Genomic DNA, 22,714 nt, shown 5'->3' with positions numbered 1-22,714 from the left:
AAGATCGCTAGGAAGAATTTTCCGGTCCCCCCGGCCTACCGTCGGTCCCACACGGAATCCGAAGGGCGGACGAGATGACCAGCAAGGACACCGGACGGCAGCCGATCTCCGTCCTCACCGTGATCGACCGGCACCTGACCCGGGCAACTGGATCCACAGCCAGGCTGCGGCGCTACCTGGCCCTCGCGTCCGCCCTCGCGCTTCTGGGGATGGCCGCGCTGGGCGTGGTACTGCTGGTCCTGACCCAGGCGCCCAGCCATTCGTGGCAGACTCTGACGGGCTTCGGCGGCTCGGCGGCGATGGCCGGGGCGGCCTGGAAGATCCGTGGCCGCCGCGGCGGCCCTTCGAGATAGCCGAAACAAAAGGCCGGGCCGTCACGGGACGGCCCGGCCTCGTCACGTAAGCACTAGTTCAGCGTCCAGGACTGGTTCGCCGCTCCCGTGCACGTCCAGATCTGCAACGGTGTTCCGTCCGCCGAGCTCGGGCCCGTCGCGTCCAAGCACTTGCCCGAGGCCGGGTTCACCAGCTGGCTGCCCGACCGCGTCCACTGCTGGGCGCCCGTCCCGTTGCAGTCGTACAGCTGGACGCGCGTTCCGTTCGCCGTGCCGGCCGCGTTCACGTCCAGGCATTTACCGAGTGCTCGAAGCGAAGAACCGGAAGATGTCCATTGCTGGGCGTTCGTCCCGTTGCACGTGTACAGATCCACTGTCGTTCCGTTCGCCGACGATGCCCCCGCCACGTCCACGCACTTGCCGCCGTAGCCCGTGATCGTTCCGCCGGAAGCAGGCGGCGGCGTTGTCGTGCCGCCCGTGATCGCGTTGAAGATCCTCGAGTACGCGTAGCCCGTTGCGCGGTCGTAGTCCTGGAGTTCCCAGAACGACAGCTCCGCCACTCCGTTCTGGGCCGCGAACGTCTCCAGCTGCTGGGCGTCCGACTGGCTGAACTGGGCGCCGTCGTCGTTGCGGCCCGCTATCGGCGTCAAGCCCATCATCGCGTACGCCGCCGATGTCGAAATGCCGTACAGGCTCGCCAGCTGGGACGCCGATGCCCGGGCCGCCGACAGGGCGTCGCCAAGGACCGGCTGGCCGTCGTAGAAGTCCATCACCATCAGGTTGACCACGCTGACCTTGACGCCCTTGCTCTTCGCGTCGCGCAGGAGGTCCAGCTCGTTCGACGGGATGCCCGTCGGGTCGACCGCCAGCGTGTAGTCGACCTGGACCGCCGGGTTCTGCTGCTGCAGCGCCGCCAGGGCCGAGTTGCGGCGCTGGTTGGACGCCGTGTCGTTCAGGACGCCGCCCTCGATGTCGAAGTCCAGGCGGGGCGTGCCGTAGGTGTTGACCACGTTCGCGTACGCGGCGGTCAGGCCGGCCGTGTTCGTGCACGTCTGGGCCAGCTCGCCGCCTTCGGCGCCGCCGAACGACGGGATCACGTTGCCGCCCGCCGCCTGCAGTGCGCTGATCTGCGACTTGAACGAGCCGACGCCGGTGCCGTTCGCCTCCCACACCGGCGTGCAGCCGGACTGCGGGGTCAGGAACGCCAGCGTGTAGAACTTCGTGCCGGTCGCGTTCATGTCGGCGGCCAGCTGGCCGGCGTCGGCGTCGCTGATCTGCAGGTACGGCGCCGCGTAGTGGGCGGGGAACGCGCCACCCGCCGCGGCGGCGGTCGAAGGGGTCGCGGCCAGGATGGCGGCACTCACGACGGCGGGCAACGCCGCCGCGAGGGCACGGGAAACGCGCATGGGAGCTCCAAGGGGGACCGTGGGGAGCCGGCGCGAAACTTATTCCGCGTCGTGAAGAAAGGGTTTACCCGCTCACCGGCCCAGTTGTCCAGACCATGTCGCTCACCGGCACACAGCCGGTCATTTCCCTGCAATAGCCCCGAAAACGACGAAAGCCCCCAGCCTGGGCCGGGGGCTGACGACGAAAAGCGTCAGGACTTCGAGACGCGCGCGAACTCGTCCTTCGGGTTGTTGATCTGTCCCAGCGAAATGACCTCACGCCGGAACAGCCCACCCAGGATCCAGTCGAACAGGATGCGGATGCGGCGGTTCCACGTCGGCATCGCCTTGAGGTGGTACGCGCGGTGGAAGAGCCACGCCGGGAAGCCCTTGATCTTCAGGTTCAGCGCGTCCGCGACGCCCTTGTGCAGGCCGAGGCTGGCCACCGCGCCGAGGTTCTTGTGGAAGTAGTCCTTCGGCTTGCCGCCGCGCAGGACCTTGATGATGTTCTTCGCCAGCAGCGTCGCCTGGCGGACCGCGTGCTGCGCGTTCGGCGGGCACGTCGCCGTCGGGTCCTCTTCGGTCCGCGACAGGTCCGGGATCGCCGCGTTGTCGCCCGCGGTCCACACGTCCGGGTGACCCACGACCTGCATCGCGGCCGTGGCCTCGAGGCGGCCGCGCTTGTCCAGCGGCAGGTCCGAGTTGACCAGCACCGGGTTGGCCTTCACGCCGGCCGTCCAGATGATCGTGTCCGTGTCGAACTCCGTGCCGTCGGAGAGCACGACGTGGCCGTTCTCGAACGACTTCGCCGCCGTCGACAGGTACACCTCGATGCCGCGCTTCTCCAGCTGCTCGACCGTGTACACGCCGAGGGTCTCGCGGACCTCGGGCAGGATCCGGCCGGCGGCCTCGACGAGCACCCAGCGGATGTCGGAGACCTTGATGTTCGGGTAGTAGTTCTCCACCGCGAACCGGGTCATGTCCTCGAGCTCGGCCAGCGCCTCGATGCCGGCGAACCCGCCGCCGACCACCGTGAACGTCAGCAGGCGCTTGCGCAGCTCGGGGTCGAGCGTGCTGGCCGCCTCGTCGAGCTTGGTCATGATGTGGTTGCGGAGGTAGATCGCCTCGCCGATGGTCTTGAAGGCGATGCCCTGCTCGACCAGGCCCGGGATCGGGAGGATGCGCGCGACGGCGCCGAGCGCGACGACCAGGACGTCGTAGCCCAGCTGCTCGATGTGGCCGTCGGCGGCCTCGACCGTGACGGACTTCTTGTCGTTCTCGATCTTGGTGACGCGCGCGGTCAGCACGTGGCAGCGCTTGAGCACCCGCCGCAGCGGCACGACCACGTGCCGGGGCTCGATCGCGCCGGCCGCGGCCTCCGGGAGGAACGGCGCGTAGGTCATGTGGGGCTGCGGGTCAACGACGGTCACGGAGGCCTCGTTGGCCCGGAGCATCTTCTGGAGGCCGTACGCCGTGTAGAGCCCGACGTACCCACCACCGAGGACGAGGATCCGAGTCGGTTCCGACTTCGACTTCGCAGCAGCCATGTCCTCATGGTGACACCTTCGCCGCGACCTCGCTCGGGGGCCCCATCCGGCTGTGACCAGGGTCGCTGCGGTTTCCGTAACGATTCAGTCCGGCCCTGTCACCGAGGTCGCGGCGCGGAACACGTCGGCCACCATGGCGTGGGTCACGCGGCGAGTCTGGACATTGCGCGGCGAGACGTGATAGCAGCCGAAAAGCCGCAGGTCGCCCAGCTCCACGACGGCGCCGTGCGCGAACGCCGGCCGCGGCTGCGGCACCGGCCAGCCGGCCTCGGCGAGCACGGGCAGTAACGCCTGCCAGCCGAACGCCCCGAGCACCACGATCGAGCGCAGTGTCGGACGTAACAGCGTGAGCTCCTCGGCGAGCCACGGACGGCACGTGTCGCGCTCGGCCGGCGTCGGCTTGTTCTCCGGCGGGGCGCAGCGCACCGGCGAGACGAGCCGCGTGCCGTACAGCTCGAGGCCGTCGCCGATGCGCTCGGACGTCGGCTGGGAGGCGAGGCCGACCTCGTGCAGCACGCGGAAGAGGAAGTCGCCCGACGGGTCGCCGGTGAACATCCGGCCGGTGCGGTTCGCGCCGTGGGCCGAGGGGGCCAGGCCGACGACCGCGAGCGACGCGTCGGGCGGGCCGAAACCCGGCACCGGGCGCGCCCAGTACTCCTCGCCGCGGAACGCCGCCTTCGTGCCCGCGACGCCCTCGCGCCAGGTCACCAGCCGCGGACACGAGCGGCAGGACGAGACAGCCGTGTCGAGCTGGGCGAGGGACCTCATCGCAGCGCCGCCCGGGACAGCCGGTCGGCGCGCCGCGTCGTCTCGGGCAGGCGGTAGCGCGGAGTCAGCGCCAGGGTGAGCCGGCAGGCGTGCGCCAGGCCGATGCGGTGGCCGGCCGAGACGTAAACCGGTTTGACGCCGTCCTGGGTCCGCAGCACCGCGCCGACCTCTTCCCCGGCGTCGACCAGCGGCACCGACGAGCCCCGCGGCGCAAACGGGACGCCGTGCGAACCGACGAACCGGGTCTTGCCGACGCCGAACGCGGGCCACCCGGTCAGCACGCCGAGGTGGCAGGCCAGGCCGAAGCGCCGCGGGTGGGCGAGGCCGTGGCCGTCGCAGACCAGGACGTCCGGCTCGTGGTCCAGCCGCTCGAGCGCGGCCAGCAGCGGCGGCAGCTCACGGAAGGCGAAGAGGCCCGGTTCGTACGGGAAGACGGCCCGCGCCCGGTGCGTCCGCTCCTCGATGACCGTCAGCCCGGCGGTTTCCAGGGTGACGACGGCCGCGGCGATCCTGTCGGCGCCGTCGTAGGCGACGTCGAGGCCGGTCACCGTCGGCGGCAGTTCCGGGAGGTCGTCGGCGAGGTCGACGAGGCCGCGCAGCCGTTCCTGCACGGCGAGCGCCTCCTCGGCCGTCTTCGGCCAGTCCCCGGTGTGCACCAAGTCACCCTGCCACAACTAGGTTGGGGCCATGGCGGACACGACCCCCGAAGAGGCCCCCGAGAAGAAGGCTCCGGAAACGACGGAGATCCCGGCCGAACCGACCGACGACATCGTCACGACCCAGCACACGCTCACCGTGAAGCGCAAGAAGCTCGCGTACACGGCGAAGGCGGGCCGGATCGTGCTCCGCAAGGAGATCGTCAAGGACGGCAAGTCCGAGGGCTTCAAGGCGAAGGCGGAGGTGTTCATCACCTCCTACACCCTCGACGACGCCGACCCGGGCACGCGGCCGGTGACGTTCGCCTTCAACGGCGGCCCCGGCTCGTCGAGCATCTGGCTCCACATGGGCCTGCTGGGGCCGCGGCGGGTGCTGTCGGGGGACGTCGACGACCTCGTGCCGCCGCCGTACGGGCTGGCCGACAACCCCGAGACACTGCTGGCGCACAGCGACCTCGTGTTCATCGACCCGGTGTCGACCGGCTACTCGCGCGTGTCGGGCGGCGAAGAGACGAAGGACTTCCACAGCTTCAAGGGCGACATCGAGTCGGTCGGCGAGGTCATCCGGCTCTGGGTGTCGCGCCACCAGCGCTGGCTGTCGCCGAAGTTCCTCGCCGGCGAGTCCTACGGCACGCTGCGCGCCGCCGGGCTGGCCGCGCACCTGCAGGAGCGGCACGGGCTCTACCTCAACGGCCTGTTGCTGATCTCGTCCGTGCTCGACCTCGGCACGCTGCGGTTCACCGAGGGCAACGACCTGCCGTACTCGCTGTACGTGCCGACGTACGCGGCCATCGCGCACTACCATGGCCTGCACGGCGAACGCCCGCTCGACGACGTCCTCGCCGACGCCGAGGACTTCGCGGCGAAGGACCTGCCGTACGTGCTTTCGCGCGGCGCGCGGCTGTCCACCCGGGACCGGGCCGAGGCGGTGGCCACGCTGGCTTCGCTGACCGGCCTCACCGAGTCCTATGTGGACCGGGTGAACCTGCGGATCGAGCACGTCCGGTTCTTCACCGAGCTGCTGCGCGACCGCGGCCTGACGGTCGGCCGGATGGACGGCCGCTTCACGACGTGGGAGCCGGACGGCGGCCGCGAGCACATGAGCGACGACCCGTCGATCTCGCGGGTGATCGGCGCGTACGCGGCGTCGTTCAACCACTACGTGCGGGCCGAGCTCGGGTACGAGAACGACCTGCCGTACGAGCTGATCCACGAGGACACGTTCAAGGCGTGGTCCTACTCGGACTTCGAGGGCCGCTCGGTGTCGGTGGTGGACTCGGTGAGCGCGGCGATGCGCGCGAACCCGCACCTGCGGGTCCACGTGGCGTTCGGCCACTACGACGGCGCGACGGCCTACTACGCCGCCGAGCACGTGCTCGCTCACCTGCAGATCCCGGAGGAGCTGCGGGAGAACATCGACACGGCGTACTACCCGGCCGGGCACATGATGTACGTCCACGAGCCGACGCGGGTGCAGCAGTCGAAGGACCTCGCGAAGTTCGTCAAGAAGGCGTCCAACCGCTGAAGCGGGTCGGCGCTGCTACCGGGTCGCCGTAGTGACCCGGTGGCAGCGGGCGGCGGCCCCGCAGGTACGCGACCAGCTCGGCGGCGACCACCACCGCCGCGTACCCCACCAGGAGCGGCGCGTACCCGCGCGGCAGCGGCGACTTCGTGACCAGGTCCAAGAGCGGCGGCACCGCGATCAGGGCGGGCGACGCCGCGTGGAGGTTCTCCGCCTGGAGTCCCCGGTATACCGCGGCTGACGCGTCGTCCACGGCGAGCACCGGGGCCCGCAGGACGCTGACGACGATCAGGACCCCGCACAGCCCCAGGACCCCGAGCAGGATCAGCCGGCCGGTGGCGTAGGTCGGCGCGGTGGGCAGCAGCGGGACCGCGAGCGCCACGCCGCCGCCGTAGGCCAGTGCGCAGGCCGTGACGAACCAGCCGCCGGGCCGACCGGCCGGGCCCGGCCACGGGGAGAGCTGCTTCGCCAGCCGTCGCTGCGCGGACCGGACGGACCGCCACACCGACAGCTCGATCACCAAGCAGCCGAGGTACACCAGCGCGCTCCAGTTCGCGCCGAAGACGTCCAGGTGGAAGACCCCGGCGAAGAACACCGGCACGCCGAACACCACCAGCCACAGCAGGCTGCGGGAGGTGAAGTTGCGCGTGGCCAGCAGCGCGTCGATGAACGGCGTCGGCGCCGTGACGCGCTGCCCGCGGCTCGCCAGCCAGCGCAGCGCCGCCGCGCGCTCGGTCGCGCGGCTCACGCCGGCACCCCGTAGTGGCCGTCCGCGGGCAACGCGGGCACCCGGGCGCGCTGGGTGAACAAAGCCAGGACGTGCGTCGCGACCGCCAGGACGACGTAGCCGATGAGCCACGGTCTGCCCGGCGGGTTCCCGGCGATGAGGTCGAAGACCACCGCCACCGCGAAGGAAGACGGCATGGTGTGGTGGACGTCTTCCAGCCGCGTCACGACGTCGACCGCCAGCGAACCCTCGTCCTCGGCCAGGACGGGCCGGCGGATGATCCAGGCCAGGAGCACCCCGTCCGCCAGGGCGCCGATCGCGAGCAGGACGAGCCAGAAGACCGCCCACAGCGAACCGCCCCACGCCAGGGCGAGGGCGAGGACCGCACCGCCGCCGAACGTGATCGCCAGCGACGTCACGTACCAGCCGCCGACCACCTCGCGCCACGGCGGCGGCCGCCGGTCCAGGCCCCGGGCGCCCAGCTGGACGGCTGCCCGCCGATCGCCCGCGCGGCGGTGGAGCAACGCCGTGGTCGCCACCAGCACGGCCGGGATGACCGCATACGCACCGACCGGGAGGTCGGTGCCGTCCACCCCGGGAAGGAGCCGCAGGAACGGGTAGGCGAACGCACCGGCGGCGACCAGCGCGGTCACGGCGAACACGGGCAGAAACGCCTCCGGCACCTTCTTGCCGCCGCGAGGGCTCAACCGCGCCGTCAGCAGCGTCGCCGGCTCGGCCACGCTCACGCCGTGCCGCTTCAGCCACTTCGCCGCCGCGCGCTCCTCCGCCGTCAACACGATCATCGGGCCTCCCCCTTCTCTCGACGTACACGCGCGAAGCGCCGCAGAGGTTTACCGGCCGTAGAAGCCCGGCGGCAGCTTGCGGCGGCGCGTCACCGACCAGCCGGCCACGAAGGTCCCGGCCGCGACCGCCAGGTACGCCAGCGCCGACCACCCCAGCGGGCCGGGCTCGAGCAGATCGACCACCGTCACGGGCATCGCCGCCAACGCGAACACCACCGGCGGCGCGTAGCGGTGGGCGTCCCGGCTCCGGAGCAGGCCGTCCACGGCCAGCGACGCGGGATCCTCCGCGATGACCGGCGCACGCAGGATCCGGCCGACGATCGCCGCGGTCACCCCGGCGCCGACCGCCAGCGCGAACGTCTGCGCGTAGACGTCGAAGGAGGGCGCGACCACGATCGTGGCCGCGCACAACGCCGCTCCCCCGACGAAGGTGACCGCGGTGGCGGCCAGGTACCACCAGCCCACCTGCCTCGCGGCTTCCCGCAGCGGGGGCGGGTTCCCGGTGCCCGCCCAGTGTTCGGCGACCGCGTCCCGGGGCCGGACCTCCCGCGAACGGAACACCTCCAGGACGGCGAACACGACGAAGAGCAGCCCTATCCGGCCGGGGATCTCCTCCGTGAAAACGTTCGTGCCGACCAGAGCGGCGTAGCCGACCGCGAACCACGGCGACACCGTCCCGGCGGCCCACTCCCGGGAGCCGAGCCGCAGCGAGAGCAGCCGGGTCGGCAGCCACACCCGGACCCCCCGCCGAGCCAGCCAGCCCCGGGCGGCCGCCACCTCCCCGAGCGTCGGCTCGCCCGGCAACCACGGATCGACCGGCAACGCCGGTTCACGCACGTCCACCCGAAACCTCCCCCTGTCCCGGGGTACACGCGGCAGCTCCGGAAAAGGTTGCGTGCGAAAACGGCCCACCTCCGGTGGGAGGTGGGCCGTCCGCGAGGAACTTCCTACTTCAGGTACTGCGAACCGCGCGTCACCGCCGCGTAGGCGTCGACCGCGCCGTGGCCGTAGAAGCCGTTGAACGACGGGTCACCCACGCACGTGGCCGTGAACTCCGGACCGCGGCCTTCGTCGATGTAGTCCACCGTCCGCGGGGTCGGGCAGGCCACCTCCGTCGCCGTGCCCTCGAGCACGCGCTGGACCTTGTCCGGGTCCAGGCCGAACTCGCCGTGGGACTTCTTGCCGTACTGCGAGACGATCAGCGCCGAGACGCCCGCCGCGTGCGGCGTGGCCATCGACGTGCCCTGCAGCCACTGGTAGTAGCCGACCCGGCCGTCCGCCGCCGTCGCCTTCTGGATGCCCAGTGCGACACCGTCCGGCGTCACGTTGCCGTCCGCGTCGATGTTGCCCTCGGCGACACCCACGTTCTTCGGGTACGTCGAGAGGATCTCGTTCTCGACCGTGCGGAACCACGGCGTGCCGAAACCGTCGCGGAAGTACCCGCCCGGCGCGGAAACCGAGATCTGCTCGGTGCCGTAGTTCGAGTAGTCCGCCTTCGCCTGCGACGGCCCGAACGAGCCGACGCCGATCGTGTGGTTGCCCTCGACCGGCAGGTTGAGGCACGAGTTGTTGTCGATCGTGCGCGGGTGCGTCGCGTTCGCCGGGTAGTCCGGGCTGGTGGTGTCCGGCTGCGGCGCGCCGAGGTCGGTGTGCTGGTTGCCCAGCGCGACCACCATCGTGACGCCCTTGCGGTGCGCGTAGTTCAGCGCGCGCTGGGTCGCCTCGATGATCGTGCGCTGCTCGGCCTGCTCCGCGGGCGAGTCCGCCGGGTTCGCCGTGCAGTTGTACAGCCACGGGTCGGTGTAGAACGACATGTTGACGACGTCGATGCCCGCGTCGCCGGCGTAGGTCAGCGCGTCGACGGTCGGCTGCAGGAAGAAGTACCCCGAGTCCTGGCCGGCGCGGATGTTCACCAGCGTCACGTTCGGCGCGACGCCCGAGACGCCGAAGCCGTTGGCCGCGGCGGCGATGGTGCCGGCGACGTGCGTGCCGTGGCCGCCGTCGTCGTGGTTGGCCGGGTCGACGCAGCCGCGGAACTCACAGGGCCCGTCGACCTCGACGCCGTTGACGTCGAACGGGATGTCCTTGGTGAAGTTGCGCGAGTCGGCCGCGTCGAAGTTCGGCGCGATGTCCGGGTGCGTGCCGTCGATGCCGGTGTCGATGACGCCGACCTTGACCTGCTTGCTGCCGGCCTGCTTGGTGCGCGAGAGGTCGGAGCGGACGGACTTGAGGCCCCAGAGCTGGTCGTCCAGCGGGTCCATCCCGACAGCCTTGTTGGCGGCGGCCTTCTTCGACGTGGCGCCGCGGCCTTCCTTCTCGGCGTTGTCGCTCTTGGCCTTCTTGCCGTTCTTCGGCAGCGAGCCGATGACCTGCGACTTGGCCGCGCCGAACACGGCCCGGTTCGCCGAGACGCGCTCGGTGAACCCGGTGGCCGGGGCGCTGGCCTTGATGAGACCGACGGCGGTGTTGGTCTCCAGCACGGTGCCGCCGGCGGCCTTGATCGCCTGCTGGGCGGTGCCGATGCTCTGCGTGTCCTTGGCGAGCACGGTGAACTCGGTCGCCGGGCCGGACAGCGCGGGCTGCGCCGACGCGACCGGGACCGCGACGGCCGAGATCGCCCCGAACAGCGGGACGGCCATGGCCGCGGCGAGAAGCCTGGGTCTCTTCACGATTCTCCTCCTCGGGAAAGCGGTTCCTGCACCGTATAGATCGGACATAGCGCAAACAACGGCCAAACGTACGTTATGGAACAACCGACTTCTGCTCCGCGAAGTGACAAGCTGACAAGTGGCCGTCCGTCCTGGGCACCAGCTCCGGGACCTCGGTCGCGCACCTGTCCTGCGCTTTCCAGCAGCGCGTGCGGAACCGGCACCCGGACGGGGGATCCAGGGGACTCGGCACGTCGCCGGTCAGCCGGATCACCTGCCGCTGTCCGCGCACGGCCGGGTCGGCCACCGGCACCGCCGACAGCAGCGCCTGGGTGTACGGGTGGGACGGTCGTTCGTAGATCTCCTCGTCCGTCCCGATCTCGACGATCTTGCCGAGGTACATCACGGCGACCCGGTTGGACAGGTGCCGCACCACGGACAGGTCGTGGGCGATGAACACGTACGACAGCCCGAACTCGGTCTGCAGGTCGCCGAGCAGGTTCATCACCTGCGCCTGGATCGAGACGTCCAATGCGGACACCGGCTCGTCGCAGATGATCACCTTGGGCCGCAGCGCCAGCGCCCGCGCGATGCCGATGCGCTGGCGCTGCCCGCCGGAGAACTGGTGCGGGTAGCGGTTGAGGTGCTCGGGGTTGAGCCCGACGACTTCCAGCAGCTCCTGCACCTTCGCCGCGCGCGATCCCTTGGGCGCGACGTCGGGGTGGATCTCGAAGGGCTCGCCGACGATGTCGCCGACGGTCATCCGCGGGTTCAGCGACGTGTACGGGTCCTGCAGCACGATCTGGATTTCGCGCCGCAGCTTCCGGAGTTCGTTGCCCTTCAGGGAAAAGATGTCCCGGCCCTCGAACTTCGCGCTCCCGGCAGTCGGTTCCTCCAGGCGCATCAGCACCTGGGCCAACGTGGACTTGCCGCAGCCGGACTCGCCGACGACGCCGAGCGTCTCGCCCGGCATCAGGTCGAACGAGACGCCGTCGACGGCTTTGACCTGGCCGATCGTGCGCTTGAACAGGATGCCGGTGCGGACCGGGAAGTACTTCTTCAGGTCGGTGACGGAGAGGATGGGGTCAGGCACGGGAGTTCACCACCTCTTCGGCGAAGTGGCACGCGCTGGTCCGGCCGAAGCCGATGCCGTGCGGTGGCGGCACTTCCTCGCTGCACCGCGCTTCGGCTCGCTTGCAGCGTGGGTGGAACGGGCAGCCCGGCGGGATGTCCAGCAGGCTCGGCGGCAGGCCCTTGATGGTCTCCAGCGTCTGTCCTTTGAGGTCGAGCCGCGGCAGGGAGTCCATCAGGGCGGCGGTGTACGGGTGGGCCGGCGCGCGGAACAGCTCGACCACGTCGGCCTGTTCGACGATCCGGCCCGCGTACATCACGGCGATCCGGTCGGCGACCTCCGCGACCACGCCCAGGTCATGGGTGATGAGGACGAGCCCCATCTTCCGCTCGGCCTGGATTTCCCCCAGGAGGTCCATGATCTGGGCCTGGACGGTGACGTCGAGGGCGGTGGTCGGCTCGTCGGCGATGAGCAGGTCCGGGTCGAGCGCCAGCGACATCGCGATCATCGCGCGCTGGCGCATGCCGCCGGAGAACTGGTGCGGGTAGTCCTTGATCCGCCGCTCGGCCGCCGGGATGCGGACGATGTCGAGCAGCTCGATCGCCCGCTTCCGGGCATCCTTTTTGGACATCCCGAGCCGCACGCGCAGCTGTTCCTCGATCTGGAAGCCCACGGTGAACACCGGGTTCAGCGCGGAAAGCGCGTCTTGGAAGATCATCGCGATCTCGCTGCCGCGCACTTCGCGGCGGCGTTCGTCGGACGCGGTCAGCAGGTCCTCGCCGCGCCAGCGGACGGCACCGGCGGTGATCACGCCCGGTGGCATGTCGAGGATCCCCATCACCGTCTGCGCGGTGACGCTCTTCCCGGAACCGGATTCGCCCAGCACCGCCAGGGTTTCCCCGGCGTGCACCGAGTAGCCGACGCCGTTGAGGACGTTGGCCACGCCGTCGGACGTCCGGAACTCGACGTGCAGGTCCTCTACTTCGAGCAGGAGTTCGTTGTCGGACAAGAGGATCTACCTCGACTTCGGATCGAGCGCGTCGCGGATGCCGTCGCCCAGCATCACGAAGGCCAGCACGGTCAGGGTGACGAAGGCGCCGGGGAACAGCAGCATGTGCGGGTCGTTGCGGAAGTAGTCCCGCGAGTCGCTGATCATCACGCCCCACGAGATCACCGGCGGGCGCACGCCGATGCCGAGGTAGGCCAGCGTCGCTTCGGCGCCGATGAACGCGCCGAGCGCGATGGTCGCGTACACGAGCACCGGCGCGAGCGTGTTCGGCAGCAGGTGGCGGAAGATGATCCGCGGCGTGCTCGCGCCGAGGCCGCGCGCGGCCTTGACGTAGTCGAGCTGCTTGGCCACCAGCGTCGCCGACCGCATGATGCGCATGGCGACCGGCCAGCTCAGCACCGCGATCGAGCAGACCACCTGGACGATGATGGTGACCGCGCCGGGGTTCGAGCCGGGCGCGTTGAACGTCGTCAGGATGACGATCGCGCCGAGCACGAACGGCAGGCCGGCGAAGATGTCGCCGAAGCGCGACAGCAGGCTGTCCACGATCCGGCCGTAGTAGCCGGCCAGGATCCCGACGATCGAGCCGATGAGGACGGTCAGCAGCGTCGCGAACACCCCGACCAGCACCGACGCGCGGGTGCCGTAGATGGTGCGGGCGTAGACGTCCTGGCCCTGGTTGTCGTAGCCGAACCAGGCGTCCGCCGACGGGCCTTCGTTGGCGTGCGCGAGGTCGCTGAAACCCGCCTCGCGCGAGCTGAACAGGCCGGGCGCGATCGCGATCAGCACGATCAGCAGGATGATCACGGCCGACGCGACGAACGCCGGCTTGCGCCGCAGCTGGCGCCAGGCGTCGCTCCACAGGCTGCGGGGTTTCTGCGGGCCGGTGGCGGAGTCGTCGACGCGGGACAGCTCGGCCGCGTCGGCCCCGCCGCCGCCCACCAGGTTCGGGTCAGTCATAGCGGATCCTCGGGTCGAGAACGGCGTAGAGCAGGTCGACGATCAGGCTCATCAGCAGGTACACCAGCACCAGCAGGACGACGACGCCGACGACGGTCGCGCTCTCCCGGTTCTGGATGCCGCGGAAGATGAGCCCGCCCAGGCCGTTGATGTTGAACACGCCTTCGGTGACGATCGCGCCGCCCATCAGGGCGCCGAGGTCGGTGCCGAGGAACGTCAGCACCGGGATCACCGAGTTGCGCAGCAGGTGGACGAGCACGACCCGGCTCTGCGGCTGGCCCTTCGCGATCGCCGTCCGCACGTAGTCGGCGCGGCGGTTCTCGGCGATGCTCGTTCTCGCCAGCCGGGCGACGTAGGCCATCGACAGGCTGCCGAGCGCGATGCCGGGGACGATCAGCTCGCCGATGCCCGGGTCGTCCGACACGCTGGCCTCGATCAGGCCGAGACCGTTGCTGCCCAGGGCGAGCTGCAGCACGATCGCCGTCACGAAGACCGGCAGCGAGATCAGGAACGTCGTCGAGACCAGGACCAGGTTGTCGAGGAAACCCTTGCCGCGCAGGCCGGTCAGCACGCCGGCGGTCAGTCCGATGAGGGCCTCGATGACCACGGCGATCACGGCCAGGCGCAGCGTGATCGGGTAGGACGTGGCGATCAGCTCGCCGACGGAGGTGCCGTTGAAGGTCTCGCCCCAGTCGCCGGTGAACAGGCTCCCGAGGTACTTGAAGTACTGCACGAAGATGTTGTCGTCGAGGTGGAACTTCTCGGTCATCTGGGCGATGTAGGCCGGCGGGCAGGCGGCCTGGCCGCACTTGCCGGAGAACGGGTCGCCGGGCACGGCCCAGACCAGGACGTAGATGAGGAAGGTGGTGCCGAAGAACACCGGGATCAGCTGGAGCAGCCGTCGCAGGACGTAGCGGATCATGACGAGTTCCTAGTGCGCGCCGGCCGTCGTGAGTGAGAAACAGGGTTGGAACACTGTTTCTCACTCACGACGGCGTGTGGTGGGTGCGGTCGATCAGCGCGTCACTACTTCTTCAGGACCTCGATGGACGGGTAGTCCGGCATGCGGCGGAAGTCCAGCGCCGCGGACTTGAGGTTCTTCGACTTCGCCGCGACGCCCTTTTCGTCCCAGACCGGGATCGACGGCAGGTCCTTCGCGATCAGGTCCTCGGCCTGCTGGTACAGCTTGACCGCGGCGGCCTTGTCGGCGGTGGCGTCCGCCTGCGCGAGGAGCGCGTCGACCTGCGGGTTCGAGTAGCTGGAGTCGTTCGAGGACCCGCCGGTCTTGTAGATCGGGTTGAGGAAGTCCTCGATGGACGGGTAGTCCGCCGACCAGTCGGAACGGCCCATGCCGGTCAGCTTCTTGCTGGTGACGATGCTGCGCCACTGGCCGAAGTCGGTGGCCGGCACGAAGTCGCACTCGACGCCGAGGGTGTTCTTGATGCTGTTGCACGCCGCGACCAGCGGCTCCTTGCGACCACCGTCCGCATTGGACGCGATGGTCAGCTTGCCGGTGAACCCGGACTTCTGGAAGGCCTCCTTGGCCGCCGCCGGGTCGAATTTGCAGAACTGGCAGACACCGGGCCGTCCACCCTCGATGCCCTGGGCGATGTAGCCGTCGGCGGGCACGTAGGTGTCGTTCATGACGGTCTTGGTGATCTGCGCGCGGTCGATCGCCATCGAGATGGCCTTGCGCAGCTCCAGGTTGTTGTAGCCGGGCACGTAGTACGGCACGGCGATGGTGCTGATGCCGAGCAGGTGGCCGGTGACGAGCCGGTCGCCGAGGTCGGACTTGTACTTGCCGCCCGCGACCGCCGACGGCGGCAGCGCCTCCATGAAGTCGAGCCGTCCGCTCAGGAGGTCCTGGTAGGCGGTCTCCTGGCTCGAGTAGATCTTGATGTCGAGGTCCTTGAAGTGGACCTTGTCGTCACCCTTGTAGTCGTCGTTGCGGGTGAGCTTGATGTCCTGGTTCGGCGTCCGCGAGACGAACTTCATCGGGCCGTTGCCGATGGGGTGCTGCTCGAAGCCCTTGGGGTCCTTGAAGAACGCGTCGGGCAGCGGCGCGAACGCCTGGTAGCCGACCTTGATGTCGAACACGGAGAACGGCGCGTCCAGGGTGACCTGGAACTCGTAGTCGCCCTTCGGCACCAGGCCGGACATCTTGTCCGTGGCCGGCTTGGCGTTCTCGTCCGCGGGGTGGACGTCCTTGTACCCCTGGATGTTCGAGAAGAAGTCGGTGTTGAGCTGGCCGTTCGGGGCGTAGGCGCCGTAGTTCCAGGCGTCGATGAAGTTGTGCGCCTTCACCTCGGTGCCGTCGTGGAACTTCCAGCCCTGCTTGATCTTGATGTCGTAGACCTTGGAGTCGGTCGTCGTGATCGAGTCGGCCATCAGGTTGAACGGCTTGGCGTCCGCGCCCTTGAAGCCGACGAGCGTGGCGAACATGACCTGGATCGCCTTGGTGCCGCCGAGGTCGTTGATGTTCGTCGGGACCAGCGCGTTCTGCGGTTCGGTGCCGTAGACGCTGACGGCGCCGTCCGGGTTTGTCTCGCCGGCTCCCGCGGAACTGCCCGACCCGCCACCGCACGCGGCGAGCACGAGTGCCAGCGAAGTCATCACCACCGTGGGTCCCCAGAGCCTGCGCGAACGACGCATGATCCCCTCCATATCCGGTGTGTCCGAAAGGTGAGACGCACGCTATCGGGGGGCGGGAAGCTGATCACAGGACTGCGGTGTTGCAAATGTGTGACGGTCGTCGGGACCACCTGGTTGGAGCACAACCAACGTAGGAATCCGGATACTCCGGACGGCCTAGCGCGGACAGGTGGTCATCAGGCGCTCACCCACGGTTCCCTTGTGGCGCAAGTCTTTTGGGGCGGCCGAACGGTCGGTCAGGCCAGCGAGAGCGCGATGCCGTCGAGGATGTCGTGCTCGCTGACCACCAGCTCGGTCGGGCCGCCCCGGGCCGCCAGTTGCTCGGCCAGGGTCTGGACCACCACCGCGCCGCCGCCGATCACGTCCACCCGGCCCGGGTGGATCACCGGGTTGGCCGCTCGCTGCGCGTGGTTCTCCGACAGCAGCCGCGAGGCCAGCCGGTCGATGTCCGCCGGGCTCAAAGTGGACAGGTGGACGCGCTCGCTGTCGTACTCCGGCAGCCCCAGCGCGATCGCCGACAGCGTCGTCACCGTGCCCGCCACGCCCACCCACGTGCGGGCGCGCGCGACGTCGACCACGTCGAACGCCTCCGTCAGCACCTTGCCCGCCAGGTCGCGGGCGGTGGCGATCTCGTCCGCGGCCGGCGGGTCGCTCTTCAGCGCGCGCTCGGTGATGCGGACGCAGCCGATGTCGACCGACTTCGCGGCGAGCACCTCCGCCTGGCGGCCGTCCCACGTGCCGAGGACCAGCTCGGTCGAGCCGCCGCCGACGTCGGCCACCACGAACGGGCCGTCGTCCGGGTCCTGCTCGCCCACCGCGCCGGTGAAGGACAGCCGCGCCTCCTCGTCGCCGGTGATCACCTCGGCCTCGACGCCGAGGGTCTCGCGGGTCATGCGGAAGAAGTCGTCGCGGTTCTTCGCGTCGCGGGTCGCGGACGTGGCGACCATCCGCACCTTCTCGACGCCCTTGCGCCGCGCGGCGATCGTGTAGTCGGCGAGCGCGGCCCGGGTGCGTTCGATGGCCTCGGGCGCCAGCTGCCCGGTGGCGTCGACGCCCTGGCCGAGCCGGACGATCCGCATCTCGCGGTGCAGGTCGCGCAGGTCGACCGTGCCGTCGTGGCGCGGCGTCAGCTCGGCGACGAGCAGGCGGATGGAGTTGGTCCCACAGTCGATCGCGGCAACACGAGGCATGCGATCACCCTAACCGGCGGGTGGCGGCCCCACGGTCGTGGTCGTCGTGGTCGTGGTCGTCGAGGTGATCGTCCCGCACGTCGGGGGCGGCGGCGTGGTCGTCGGGTTCGGCGTGGGATCACCCGAGCCGGTCGTCGTCGGCGGGGACGGCGGTGGGGTGGTCGTCGTGGACGTTTCGGTCGTGGTCGTGACCGTCGTGGTCGGCGGAGCGCAGGACGGCTTCGACGTGGTCGGGCCGGTCGAAGTCGTGCCCGGCTTGGTCGGGGTCGTCGTCGGCACCGGCGGCGTCGTCGTCGGGACCGGCGGGGGCGGGATCGCCGGCGGCGCGGGCAGGGCCGCCGCGTTGGGCGCGCCGACCGGCACGGTGCTGTCCGGCACCTGCATGATCCCGTTGCGGTAGGCCTCGGCCCACAGGATCACGGTGTTCACGTACGTGTCGGAGTTGTTGTACCGGTAGATCGCGCCGCGCAGCTGGTCCGGGTTCGCCAGGTCGAAGCCGCCGGAACAGAGGTAGCGGCCGGTCGCCAGCGCCGCGTCGAAGATGTTGTTCGGGTCGGACTTGCCGTCGCCGTTGCCGTCGGAGGCGTAGCCCTTCCACGTCGCGGGGATGAACTGCGTCGGGCCGACCGCGCGGTCCCACACCGGGTCCGTGTCGAGCTCGCCGCGGTCGGTGTCCGGGATCGCGGCGAACCCGCCCTGGCCGTTGAGCTCGGGGCCGAGGATCGGTTCGCGGGTGGTGCCGGCCGCGTCGACGTACCCGCCGCGCGCGTGGTTGGACTCGATGCGGCCGATGCTGGCGATCAGCGCCCAGTCGATGTGGCACGCGGGCAGCTCGCGCCCGAGGACGTCGGCGGCGTTCTTGTACGCGGCGAGCGCGGTGGCCGGGATGCCGAGGGGACCGTCGGGCAGCTCGTACGCCGGGAGCGGCAGCGGGGTGGGCGCGCCGGGGAGGGTGCCGTCGACGGCGATCTGCTGGAGGGCGGCGTTGCCGGGGTCGTAGCCCTGGCCGAGGGCGGCGTCGCGGGTGTGGTCACCGGTGCCGCCGAGCCAGCCGAGGGTGCCGCCGCCGGCGGCCACCGCCGGGAGCACCGCGAAGATGCCGGTGATCAGGGGGAACGCGGTGCGGTGGCGGAGCCCGAATCTTCGGGTGTGACTCCCGACTGCGTCAGGCAGCCGCCGCACGCGCATGTCTCAGAGCCCTCCTGGCCGGATCGGTCACCCGCTCGGGAGACAGCCTGCCGTACCCGACGCAAGGTTTCACCCCTTCGAGAGTTCCGAATGGGGTTTTCGCTCACCCAGACCAGTTATCTGTTCACGACGCGCGAGCGTTACGCGGCGCAGTCCCCCGAGGGCCACCCGTTCGCCTTAAGCAGCTCCAGCGTCTCGTCACCGAACGGGTTCACGCCGGGACCGACCGCGAGCGCGTGGGCGACGTGCACGTGCAGGCACTTGACCCGGCCGGGCATGCCCCCGGCGGTGACCTGGTGGCCGAGCGGCTCGATCGCGTCGCGCTCGGCGAGGTAGGTCTCGTGGCAACGCTGGTACTGCGCGGCCAGCTCGGGATCGGTGGAGAGCCGCTCGGTCATCTCCTTCATCAGCCCGGAGGCCTCGATGGTGCCGATCATCGAGTTCAGCTTGGGGCAGGTCAGGTAGTAGAGCGTCGGGAACGGCGTGCCGTTCTCCAGCCGCGGACTGGTCTGCACCACGGAGGGGTGCCCGCTGGGGCACCGCGCGGCGACGGCCCGCAGCGCCCGCGGCGGCCGTCCGAGCTGCTCCGCGATGATCTCGCGGTCGGCGTCGGTGACGGGCTCGTACCGGTGCTGCTGCGTGCTGTTCACGCGGTCCAGGTTAGAGCGTGCGGCTCATCACCCGGCCCGCGCCCCGAGCCCGCTCGCCCCCCAGACGACGTGAATGACTCATTCATGTCGCCTGACGACAGGGCTCCGGCAAAGTCGGGTGGGTGATGCTCCGCCGGGCACCACCGCCCGCGGAACGCCGGGCCGAAGAGGCGCTTCGGCAGGATGCCGAGCTTCGGCGGTCATGAACGACGCGTTCATCGCATCCGGTGAGGTGAACGACTCGTTCATGCCATCCGCCAACCGCCGCCTGAACGACTGCCCACCGCCTAGCCACAAAGCCGACACCAAAGGCGAGAGGCCCTCGAGAACAGGCACCGACGAGAACCCAGACTCCCCCGCACCCCGATCCGAAGCCAGAACACGGCCGGCAGCGCCGGGTCAAGGCATCTTTCCCGCCTTGACGCGGTGTTGCCGGCCGTAGTCACCATGACAGCTTCGGGGTGCCGGAAGGCGCTTTGACAGGACAGCTGTTCCCGCCCCGCCCGCGGAACGCCGGGCCGAAGAGGCATTTCGGCGGGATGCCGAGCTTCGACGGTCATCAACGACTCGTTCATCGCATCCGGAGAGATGAACGACTCGTTCATGACGTCACCGGCTCCCGGACCGGCCGCACCGATCCGACTTTGCCGGGACCCTGTCGCCTGACGACATGAATGAGTCATTCACGTCATTTCGACCCGGGCCTCAGCCGCCGGAGACCTGGTTCCAGAGGTTCTCGTACCAGGAGCCCGCCGCGGCCGGCTGCTGTCCCTGCTGCGGCGCCGCGTCCGGGGCCTTGTCCTCCGGCAACTGGACGATGTACGGCGTCTCGCCCGGCTTGACGTACCGCAGCCGCCGCCGGGCCTCCGCCTCGATCTGCGCCGGGTCGCTCAGCTCGGCCTTGCGGCCCTGGAGCTGGGCGACCGTCTGCTGCAGCTGGGCCTGCTGCGCCTGCTGCTCGCGGATCTCGGTCCGCTGGGCGAGGTATGTCCGCAGGGGCACGGCGATGGTGAACGCCAGCGCGCACACCACGATCGCCACCACCGCCGCGCGGCGGGTGGTGGACATGCCGAGCACCTTCGCCGCACCGGACGCGCGCTTCGCCGCCAGGCTCCGGCGCAACCGGGCCCGGGTGGTGTCCGCGTCGCCGGTGCGGCGCCGCGCCGCGGTCGTGCCGTCGGCGGTCCGGGGTGGCCGGGAGCCCGGGCTCCCGGCGCGCGCGGCTTCGGGCCGGCGGGCTCGCGAAGCCCCGCCGGCCCGTGCGGCCCCGCCGTTGCCGCGACGTCCGCGCGTCGTCCTCCCCCGGTCCGCCATCGGCGATCAGCCCTCGGCGCTGAACCGCGGGAAGGCCAGCTCGCCGGCGTACCGGGCGGCGTCACCGAGGGTCTCCTCGATGCGCAGCAGCTGGTTGTACTTGGCGATCCGCTCGCCGCGGGCCGGGGCACCGGTCTTGATCTGGCCGACGCCGGTCGCGACCGCCAGGTCCGCGATGAACGTGTCCTCGGTCTCGCCGGAGCGGTGGCTCATCATCGACTTGTAGCCGAACGACGTCGCCAGCGAAATCGCGTCGAGCGTCTCCGACAGGGTGCCGATCTGGTTGACCTTCACCAGCAGCGCGTTGGCGGCGCGGCGGGTGATGCCCTCCTCGAGGCGGTCCGGGTTGGTGACGAACAGGTCGTCGCCGACGATCTGGACCTTCTCGCCGACCTCGGCGGTCAGGGTGACCCAGCCGTCCCAGTCGTCCTCGCTCAGCGGGTCCTCGATGGACACGAGCGGGTAGTCGCGCAGCAGTTCGGCGTAGTAGGCCGACATCTGCTCCGCGCTCTTCTTGCTGCCTTCGAAGGTGTACGCGCCGTCGGCGAAGAACTCCGTCGCGGCGACGTCGAGGGCGAGCGCGACGTCGCGGCCCGGGGTGTAGCCGGCCTTCTCGATGGCCTGCAGGATCAGGTCGAGCGCCTCGCGGTTGTTCGCCAGGTTCGGCGCGAAGCCGCCTTCGTCGCCGAGACCGGTCGAGAGGCCGCGGCCCTTCAGCACCGACTTCAGCGAGTGGTAGACCTCGGCGCCCCAGCGCAGGGCCTCGCGGAAGGTCTCCGCGCCGATCGGCGCGATCATGAACTCCTGGACGTCGACGTTGCTGTCCGCGTGCGAACCGCCGTTGAGGATGTTCAGCATCGGCACCGGCAGCACGTGCGCGTTCGGGCCGCCCAGGTAGCGGAACAGCTCCAGCTCGGCCGACTCCGCGGCGGCCTTCGCGACGGCCAGCGAGACGCCGAGGATGGCGTTCGCGCCGAGGCGGGACTTCGCCGGCGTGCCGTCGAGGTCGACCAGCTTCTGGTCGACGATCCGCTGGTCGACGGCCTCGATGCCGACCATCTCCGGGCCGATCTCGTCGAGCACCGCGGCGACCGCGCGCTCGACGCCCTTGCCGTTGTAGCGGCCGGTGTCGCCGTCCCGCAGCTCGACCGCTTCGTGCTCACCGGTCGACGCACCCGACGGGACCGCGGCCCGCGCCAGCGTGCCGTCGTCGAGGGCCACCTCCACCTCGACCGTCGGGTTGCCACGCGAGTCCAGAATCTCGCGCGCGCCTACCTGCTCGATGAGAGCCACGCCATGCTCCTCGGTGCGTCGTGCCTGCGGTTTCGTGCCCAGCCTAGCCGTCCTGGCAGTTCACCCGTTGGAGGACTCACCGCCCGCGCGGACGGCCTGCCAGCCCGGCGGCAGTTCGACGGTCTCGGACGTCTGCTGCCAGAACGTCCAGCTGTTGCCCCCGAGATCGGCGACGGTGAACACCCGGGCGCCGTAGGGCTGGTCCTGCGGCGGGTCGAGCTCGCCCTCGTCGCCGAGGGCCGTCCCGACCCGTTCGTACGCCTCGTCGACGTCGTCGACGTAGAGGATGTTGAGCTGGCCGACCGGCCCGTCGACGCCCTTGGCCTGCCAGTAGTCCGGGCCGACGCCCGCGATCTGGATCCGCGCTTCGCCCGCGCGCAGCGTCGCCTGGAACACCTCGCCGGCGCCGTCGCAGAACCGGACTTCCTCGGTGAACCCGAAGACCCTGGTCAGCCAGGCGAGCGCCGCGGTGGCATCGGCGTAGTAGAGGTAGGGCGCCAGGCCCCGGTACGGGCTGCTCATGGCGGCACAGTCCATCACGTCCCGTTCGGCGGCGTGTGCAGCCCCCACTTCCGAGGTAACGTGGGATGACCATGACGGACGCCGCAGCTGCTTCGCAGCCTCCCGAGGAGTCGCGGTTCCATGCCTTCCGCCAGGCCGAAGATCTGGTCGGCCGCCGCCGTCCGCTGGACGCGCTGAAGGCGTTGCAGCCCCTGCTGGAGACCGAGGCGGACAAGCCGTCGGTGCACCTGCTCGCCGGGCGCGCCTACTTCCACTCGGCGCAGCTGCGCCGCGCCGAACAGGCGTTCACGCGGGTGCTGGAGCTGGACCCGACCGACCACTACGCCCGGTTCATCCTCGGCCGGACGCTGCAGCGCCTCGGCCGGTTCGTCGAAGCGCTGGCCCAGATGCGGATGGCGTCGGCGATGAACCCGGTGCCCGAGTACCTCGAGGCGATCAGCGAGGTCAAGGCGCACATCGCCCTGCGCGACTCCTGA

Annotated in this window: 22 protein-coding genes; 3 read left to right on the top strand and 19 right to left on the bottom strand. The window is 70.3% G+C overall.

The annotated features are described in order from the left end of the window. The first annotated feature begins 74 nt into the window (after positions 1-74). Positions 75-353 carry a hypothetical protein gene (locus ACERZO_RS06825; protein WP_372663382.1) on the top strand — a complete coding sequence of 93 codons (279 nt, stop codon included), beginning with the start codon at positions 75-77 and terminating at the stop codon, positions 351-353. A gap of 53 nt (positions 354-406) precedes the next feature. Here ACERZO_RS06825 and ACERZO_RS06820 read toward each other — a convergent pair whose 3' ends face one another. From ACERZO_RS06820 to ACERZO_RS06805, 4 genes are all read right to left on the bottom strand, one after another. Further along, positions 407-1,738 (bottom strand): ricin-type beta-trefoil lectin domain protein, encoded by a 1,332-nt coding sequence (locus ACERZO_RS06820; protein ID WP_372663380.1) that lies wholly within the window; start codon positions 1,736-1,738, stop codon positions 407-409. Between the two features lie 191 nt (positions 1,739-1,929). Next, positions 1,930-3,264, bottom strand: a complete 1,335-nt coding sequence (locus tag ACERZO_RS06815; protein WP_372663378.1) for an NAD(P)/FAD-dependent oxidoreductase — start codon at positions 3,262-3,264, stop codon at positions 1,930-1,932. Positions 3,265-3,348: 84 nt separating this feature from the next. Continuing rightward, positions 3,349-4,032 carry a uracil-DNA glycosylase gene (locus tag ACERZO_RS06810; protein WP_372663376.1) on the bottom strand — a complete coding sequence of 228 codons (684 nt, stop codon included), beginning with the start codon at positions 4,030-4,032 and terminating at the stop codon, positions 3,349-3,351. Further along, positions 4,029-4,688, bottom strand: a complete 660-nt coding sequence (locus ACERZO_RS06805; RefSeq protein ID WP_372663373.1) for an endonuclease V — start codon at positions 4,686-4,688, stop codon at positions 4,029-4,031. Before ACERZO_RS06805 ends, ACERZO_RS06810 begins: the two co-directional genes overlap by 4 nt. A gap of 31 nt (positions 4,689-4,719) precedes the next feature. Between ACERZO_RS06805 and ACERZO_RS06800 the strand changes: the two genes are divergently transcribed. Beyond that, positions 4,720-6,213 (top strand): S10 family peptidase, encoded by a 1,494-nt coding sequence (locus ACERZO_RS06800; RefSeq protein ID WP_372663371.1) that lies wholly within the window; start codon positions 4,720-4,722, stop codon positions 6,211-6,213. On the opposite strand, the gene ACERZO_RS06795 is transcribed toward ACERZO_RS06800, so the two are convergent. The 15 genes from ACERZO_RS06795 to ACERZO_RS06725 all read right to left on the bottom strand — a co-directional run bounded on the left by ACERZO_RS06795 (position 6,191) and on the right by ACERZO_RS06725 (position 22,238). Next, entirely contained in the window at positions 6,191-6,958 is a 768-nt protein-coding gene (locus ACERZO_RS06795) for a hypothetical protein (RefSeq protein WP_372663369.1), read from the bottom strand. The genes ACERZO_RS06800 and ACERZO_RS06795 overlap by 23 nt on opposite strands. Next, positions 6,955-7,740: a hypothetical protein gene (locus ACERZO_RS06790; protein WP_372663367.1), complete on the bottom strand. Its 786-nt coding sequence runs from the start codon at positions 7,738-7,740 to the stop codon at positions 6,955-6,957. Before ACERZO_RS06790 ends, ACERZO_RS06795 begins: the two co-directional genes overlap by 4 nt. Before the next feature lie 48 nt (positions 7,741-7,788). Next, entirely contained in the window at positions 7,789-8,583 is a 795-nt protein-coding gene (locus ACERZO_RS06785) for a hypothetical protein (protein ID WP_372663365.1), read from the bottom strand. 104 nt (positions 8,584-8,687) lie between these two features. Continuing rightward, on the bottom strand, positions 8,688-10,379 hold the full coding sequence (locus ACERZO_RS06780) for a S8 family serine peptidase (protein WP_372664582.1): 1,692 nt from the start codon (positions 10,377-10,379) through the stop codon (positions 8,688-8,690). Positions 10,380-10,482: 103 nt separating this feature from the next. Then, positions 10,483-11,481 (bottom strand): ABC transporter ATP-binding protein, encoded by a 999-nt coding sequence (locus ACERZO_RS06775; RefSeq protein ID WP_372663363.1) that lies wholly within the window; start codon positions 11,479-11,481, stop codon positions 10,483-10,485. Beyond that, on the bottom strand, positions 11,474-12,469 hold the full coding sequence (locus tag ACERZO_RS06770) for an ABC transporter ATP-binding protein (protein WP_372663360.1): 996 nt from the start codon (positions 12,467-12,469) through the stop codon (positions 11,474-11,476). Before ACERZO_RS06770 ends, ACERZO_RS06775 begins: the two co-directional genes overlap by 8 nt. Before the next feature lie 6 nt (positions 12,470-12,475). Beyond that, positions 12,476-13,429, bottom strand: coding sequence for an ABC transporter permease (locus ACERZO_RS06765; protein ID WP_372663358.1), 954 nt, complete (start codon positions 13,427-13,429; stop codon positions 12,476-12,478). Beyond that, positions 13,422-14,351 (bottom strand): ABC transporter permease, encoded by a 930-nt coding sequence (locus ACERZO_RS06760; protein ID WP_372663355.1) that lies wholly within the window; start codon positions 14,349-14,351, stop codon positions 13,422-13,424. The genes ACERZO_RS06765 and ACERZO_RS06760 overlap by 8 nt, the downstream gene beginning before the upstream one ends. Before the next feature lie 104 nt (positions 14,352-14,455). Further along, entirely contained in the window at positions 14,456-16,081 is a 1,626-nt protein-coding gene (locus ACERZO_RS06755; RefSeq protein WP_372663353.1) for a peptide ABC transporter substrate-binding protein, read from the bottom strand. A 236-nt stretch (positions 16,082-16,317) separates the two neighbouring features. Continuing rightward, positions 16,318-17,271, bottom strand: coding sequence for a Ppx/GppA phosphatase family protein (locus ACERZO_RS06750; RefSeq protein WP_372663351.1), 954 nt, complete (start codon positions 17,269-17,271; stop codon positions 16,318-16,320). A 9-nt stretch (positions 17,272-17,280) separates the two neighbouring features. Further along, positions 17,281-18,459 carry a lytic transglycosylase domain-containing protein gene (locus tag ACERZO_RS06745; protein WP_372663349.1) on the bottom strand — a complete coding sequence of 393 codons (1,179 nt, stop codon included), beginning with the start codon at positions 18,457-18,459 and terminating at the stop codon, positions 17,281-17,283. 140 nt (positions 18,460-18,599) lie between these two features. Next, positions 18,600-19,109, bottom strand: a complete 510-nt coding sequence (locus ACERZO_RS06740; RefSeq protein ID WP_372663347.1) for a DUF501 domain-containing protein — start codon at positions 19,107-19,109, stop codon at positions 18,600-18,602. A gap of 705 nt (positions 19,110-19,814) precedes the next feature. Next, positions 19,815-20,177, bottom strand: a complete 363-nt coding sequence (locus tag ACERZO_RS06735; RefSeq protein ID WP_364452528.1) for an FtsB family cell division protein — start codon at positions 20,175-20,177, stop codon at positions 19,815-19,817. Between the two features lie 252 nt (positions 20,178-20,429). Next, positions 20,430-21,716 (bottom strand): phosphopyruvate hydratase, encoded by a 1,287-nt coding sequence (eno, locus tag ACERZO_RS06730; protein ID WP_086865093.1) that lies wholly within the window; start codon positions 21,714-21,716, stop codon positions 20,430-20,432. A gap of 60 nt (positions 21,717-21,776) precedes the next feature. Then, complete coding sequence (locus tag ACERZO_RS06725) at positions 21,777-22,238, bottom strand: VOC family protein (protein ID WP_372663344.1); 462 nt, start codon at positions 22,236-22,238, stop codon at positions 21,777-21,779. Positions 22,239-22,309: 71 nt separating this feature from the next. Between ACERZO_RS06725 and ACERZO_RS06720 the strand changes: the two genes are divergently transcribed. Next, positions 22,310-22,714 (top strand): tetratricopeptide repeat protein, encoded by a 405-nt coding sequence (locus ACERZO_RS06720; protein ID WP_372664581.1) that lies wholly within the window; start codon positions 22,310-22,312, stop codon positions 22,712-22,714.

Source organism: Amycolatopsis kentuckyensis (assembly GCF_041679295.1).
Classification (GTDB): domain Bacteria; phylum Actinomycetota; class Actinomycetes; order Mycobacteriales; family Pseudonocardiaceae; genus Amycolatopsis; species Amycolatopsis kentuckyensis_A.
Note: the sequence above shows the minus strand (reverse complement) of the source record. Positions and strands in the feature narration are given on the sequence as shown.

What these genes read in the sequence shown, in the direction of transcription:
- ACERZO_RS06825 (WP_372663382.1), top strand. Translation starts at nt 75, where the DNA reads ATGACCAGCAAGGACACCGGACGGCAGCCGATCTCCGTCCTCACCGTG.
- ACERZO_RS06820 (WP_372663380.1), bottom strand. Translation starts at nt 1,738, where the DNA reads ATGCGCGTTTCCCGTGCCCTCGCGGCGGCGTTGCCCGCCGTCGTGAGT.
- ACERZO_RS06815 (WP_372663378.1), bottom strand. Translation starts at nt 3,264, where the DNA reads ATGGCTGCTGCGAAGTCGAAGTCGGAACCGACTCGGATCCTCGTCCTC.
- ACERZO_RS06810 (WP_372663376.1), bottom strand. Translation starts at nt 4,032, where the DNA reads ATGAGGTCCCTCGCCCAGCTCGACACGGCTGTCTCGTCCTGCCGCTCG.
- ACERZO_RS06800 (WP_372663371.1), top strand. Translation starts at nt 4,720, where the DNA reads ATGGCGGACACGACCCCCGAAGAGGCCCCCGAGAAGAAGGCTCCGGAA.
- ACERZO_RS06790 (WP_372663367.1), bottom strand. Translation starts at nt 7,740, where the DNA reads ATGATCGTGTTGACGGCGGAGGAGCGCGCGGCGGCGAAGTGGCTGAAG.
- ACERZO_RS06780 (WP_372664582.1), bottom strand. Translation starts at nt 10,379, where the DNA reads ATGGCCGTCCCGCTGTTCGGGGCGATCTCGGCCGTCGCGGTCCCGGTC.
- ACERZO_RS06765 (WP_372663358.1), bottom strand. Translation starts at nt 13,429, where the DNA reads ATGACTGACCCGAACCTGGTGGGCGGCGGCGGGGCCGACGCGGCCGAG.
- ACERZO_RS06760 (WP_372663355.1), bottom strand. Translation starts at nt 14,351, where the DNA reads ATGATCCGCTACGTCCTGCGACGGCTGCTCCAGCTGATCCCGGTGTTC.
- ACERZO_RS06755 (WP_372663353.1), bottom strand. Translation starts at nt 16,081, where the DNA reads ATGCGTCGTTCGCGCAGGCTCTGGGGACCCACGGTGGTGATGACTTCG.
- ACERZO_RS06750 (WP_372663351.1), bottom strand. Translation starts at nt 17,271, where the DNA reads ATGCCTCGTGTTGCCGCGATCGACTGTGGGACCAACTCCATCCGCCTG.
- ACERZO_RS06745 (WP_372663349.1), bottom strand. Translation starts at nt 18,459, where the DNA reads ATGCGCGTGCGGCGGCTGCCTGACGCAGTCGGGAGTCACACCCGAAGA.
- ACERZO_RS06735 (WP_364452528.1), bottom strand. Translation starts at nt 20,177, where the DNA reads ATGTCCACCACCCGCCGCGCGGCGGTGGTGGCGATCGTGGTGTGCGCG.
- ACERZO_RS06725 (WP_372663344.1), bottom strand. Translation starts at nt 22,238, where the DNA reads ATGAGCAGCCCGTACCGGGGCCTGGCGCCCTACCTCTACTACGCCGAT.
- ACERZO_RS06720 (WP_372664581.1), top strand. Translation starts at nt 22,310, where the DNA reads ATGACGGACGCCGCAGCTGCTTCGCAGCCTCCCGAGGAGTCGCGGTTC.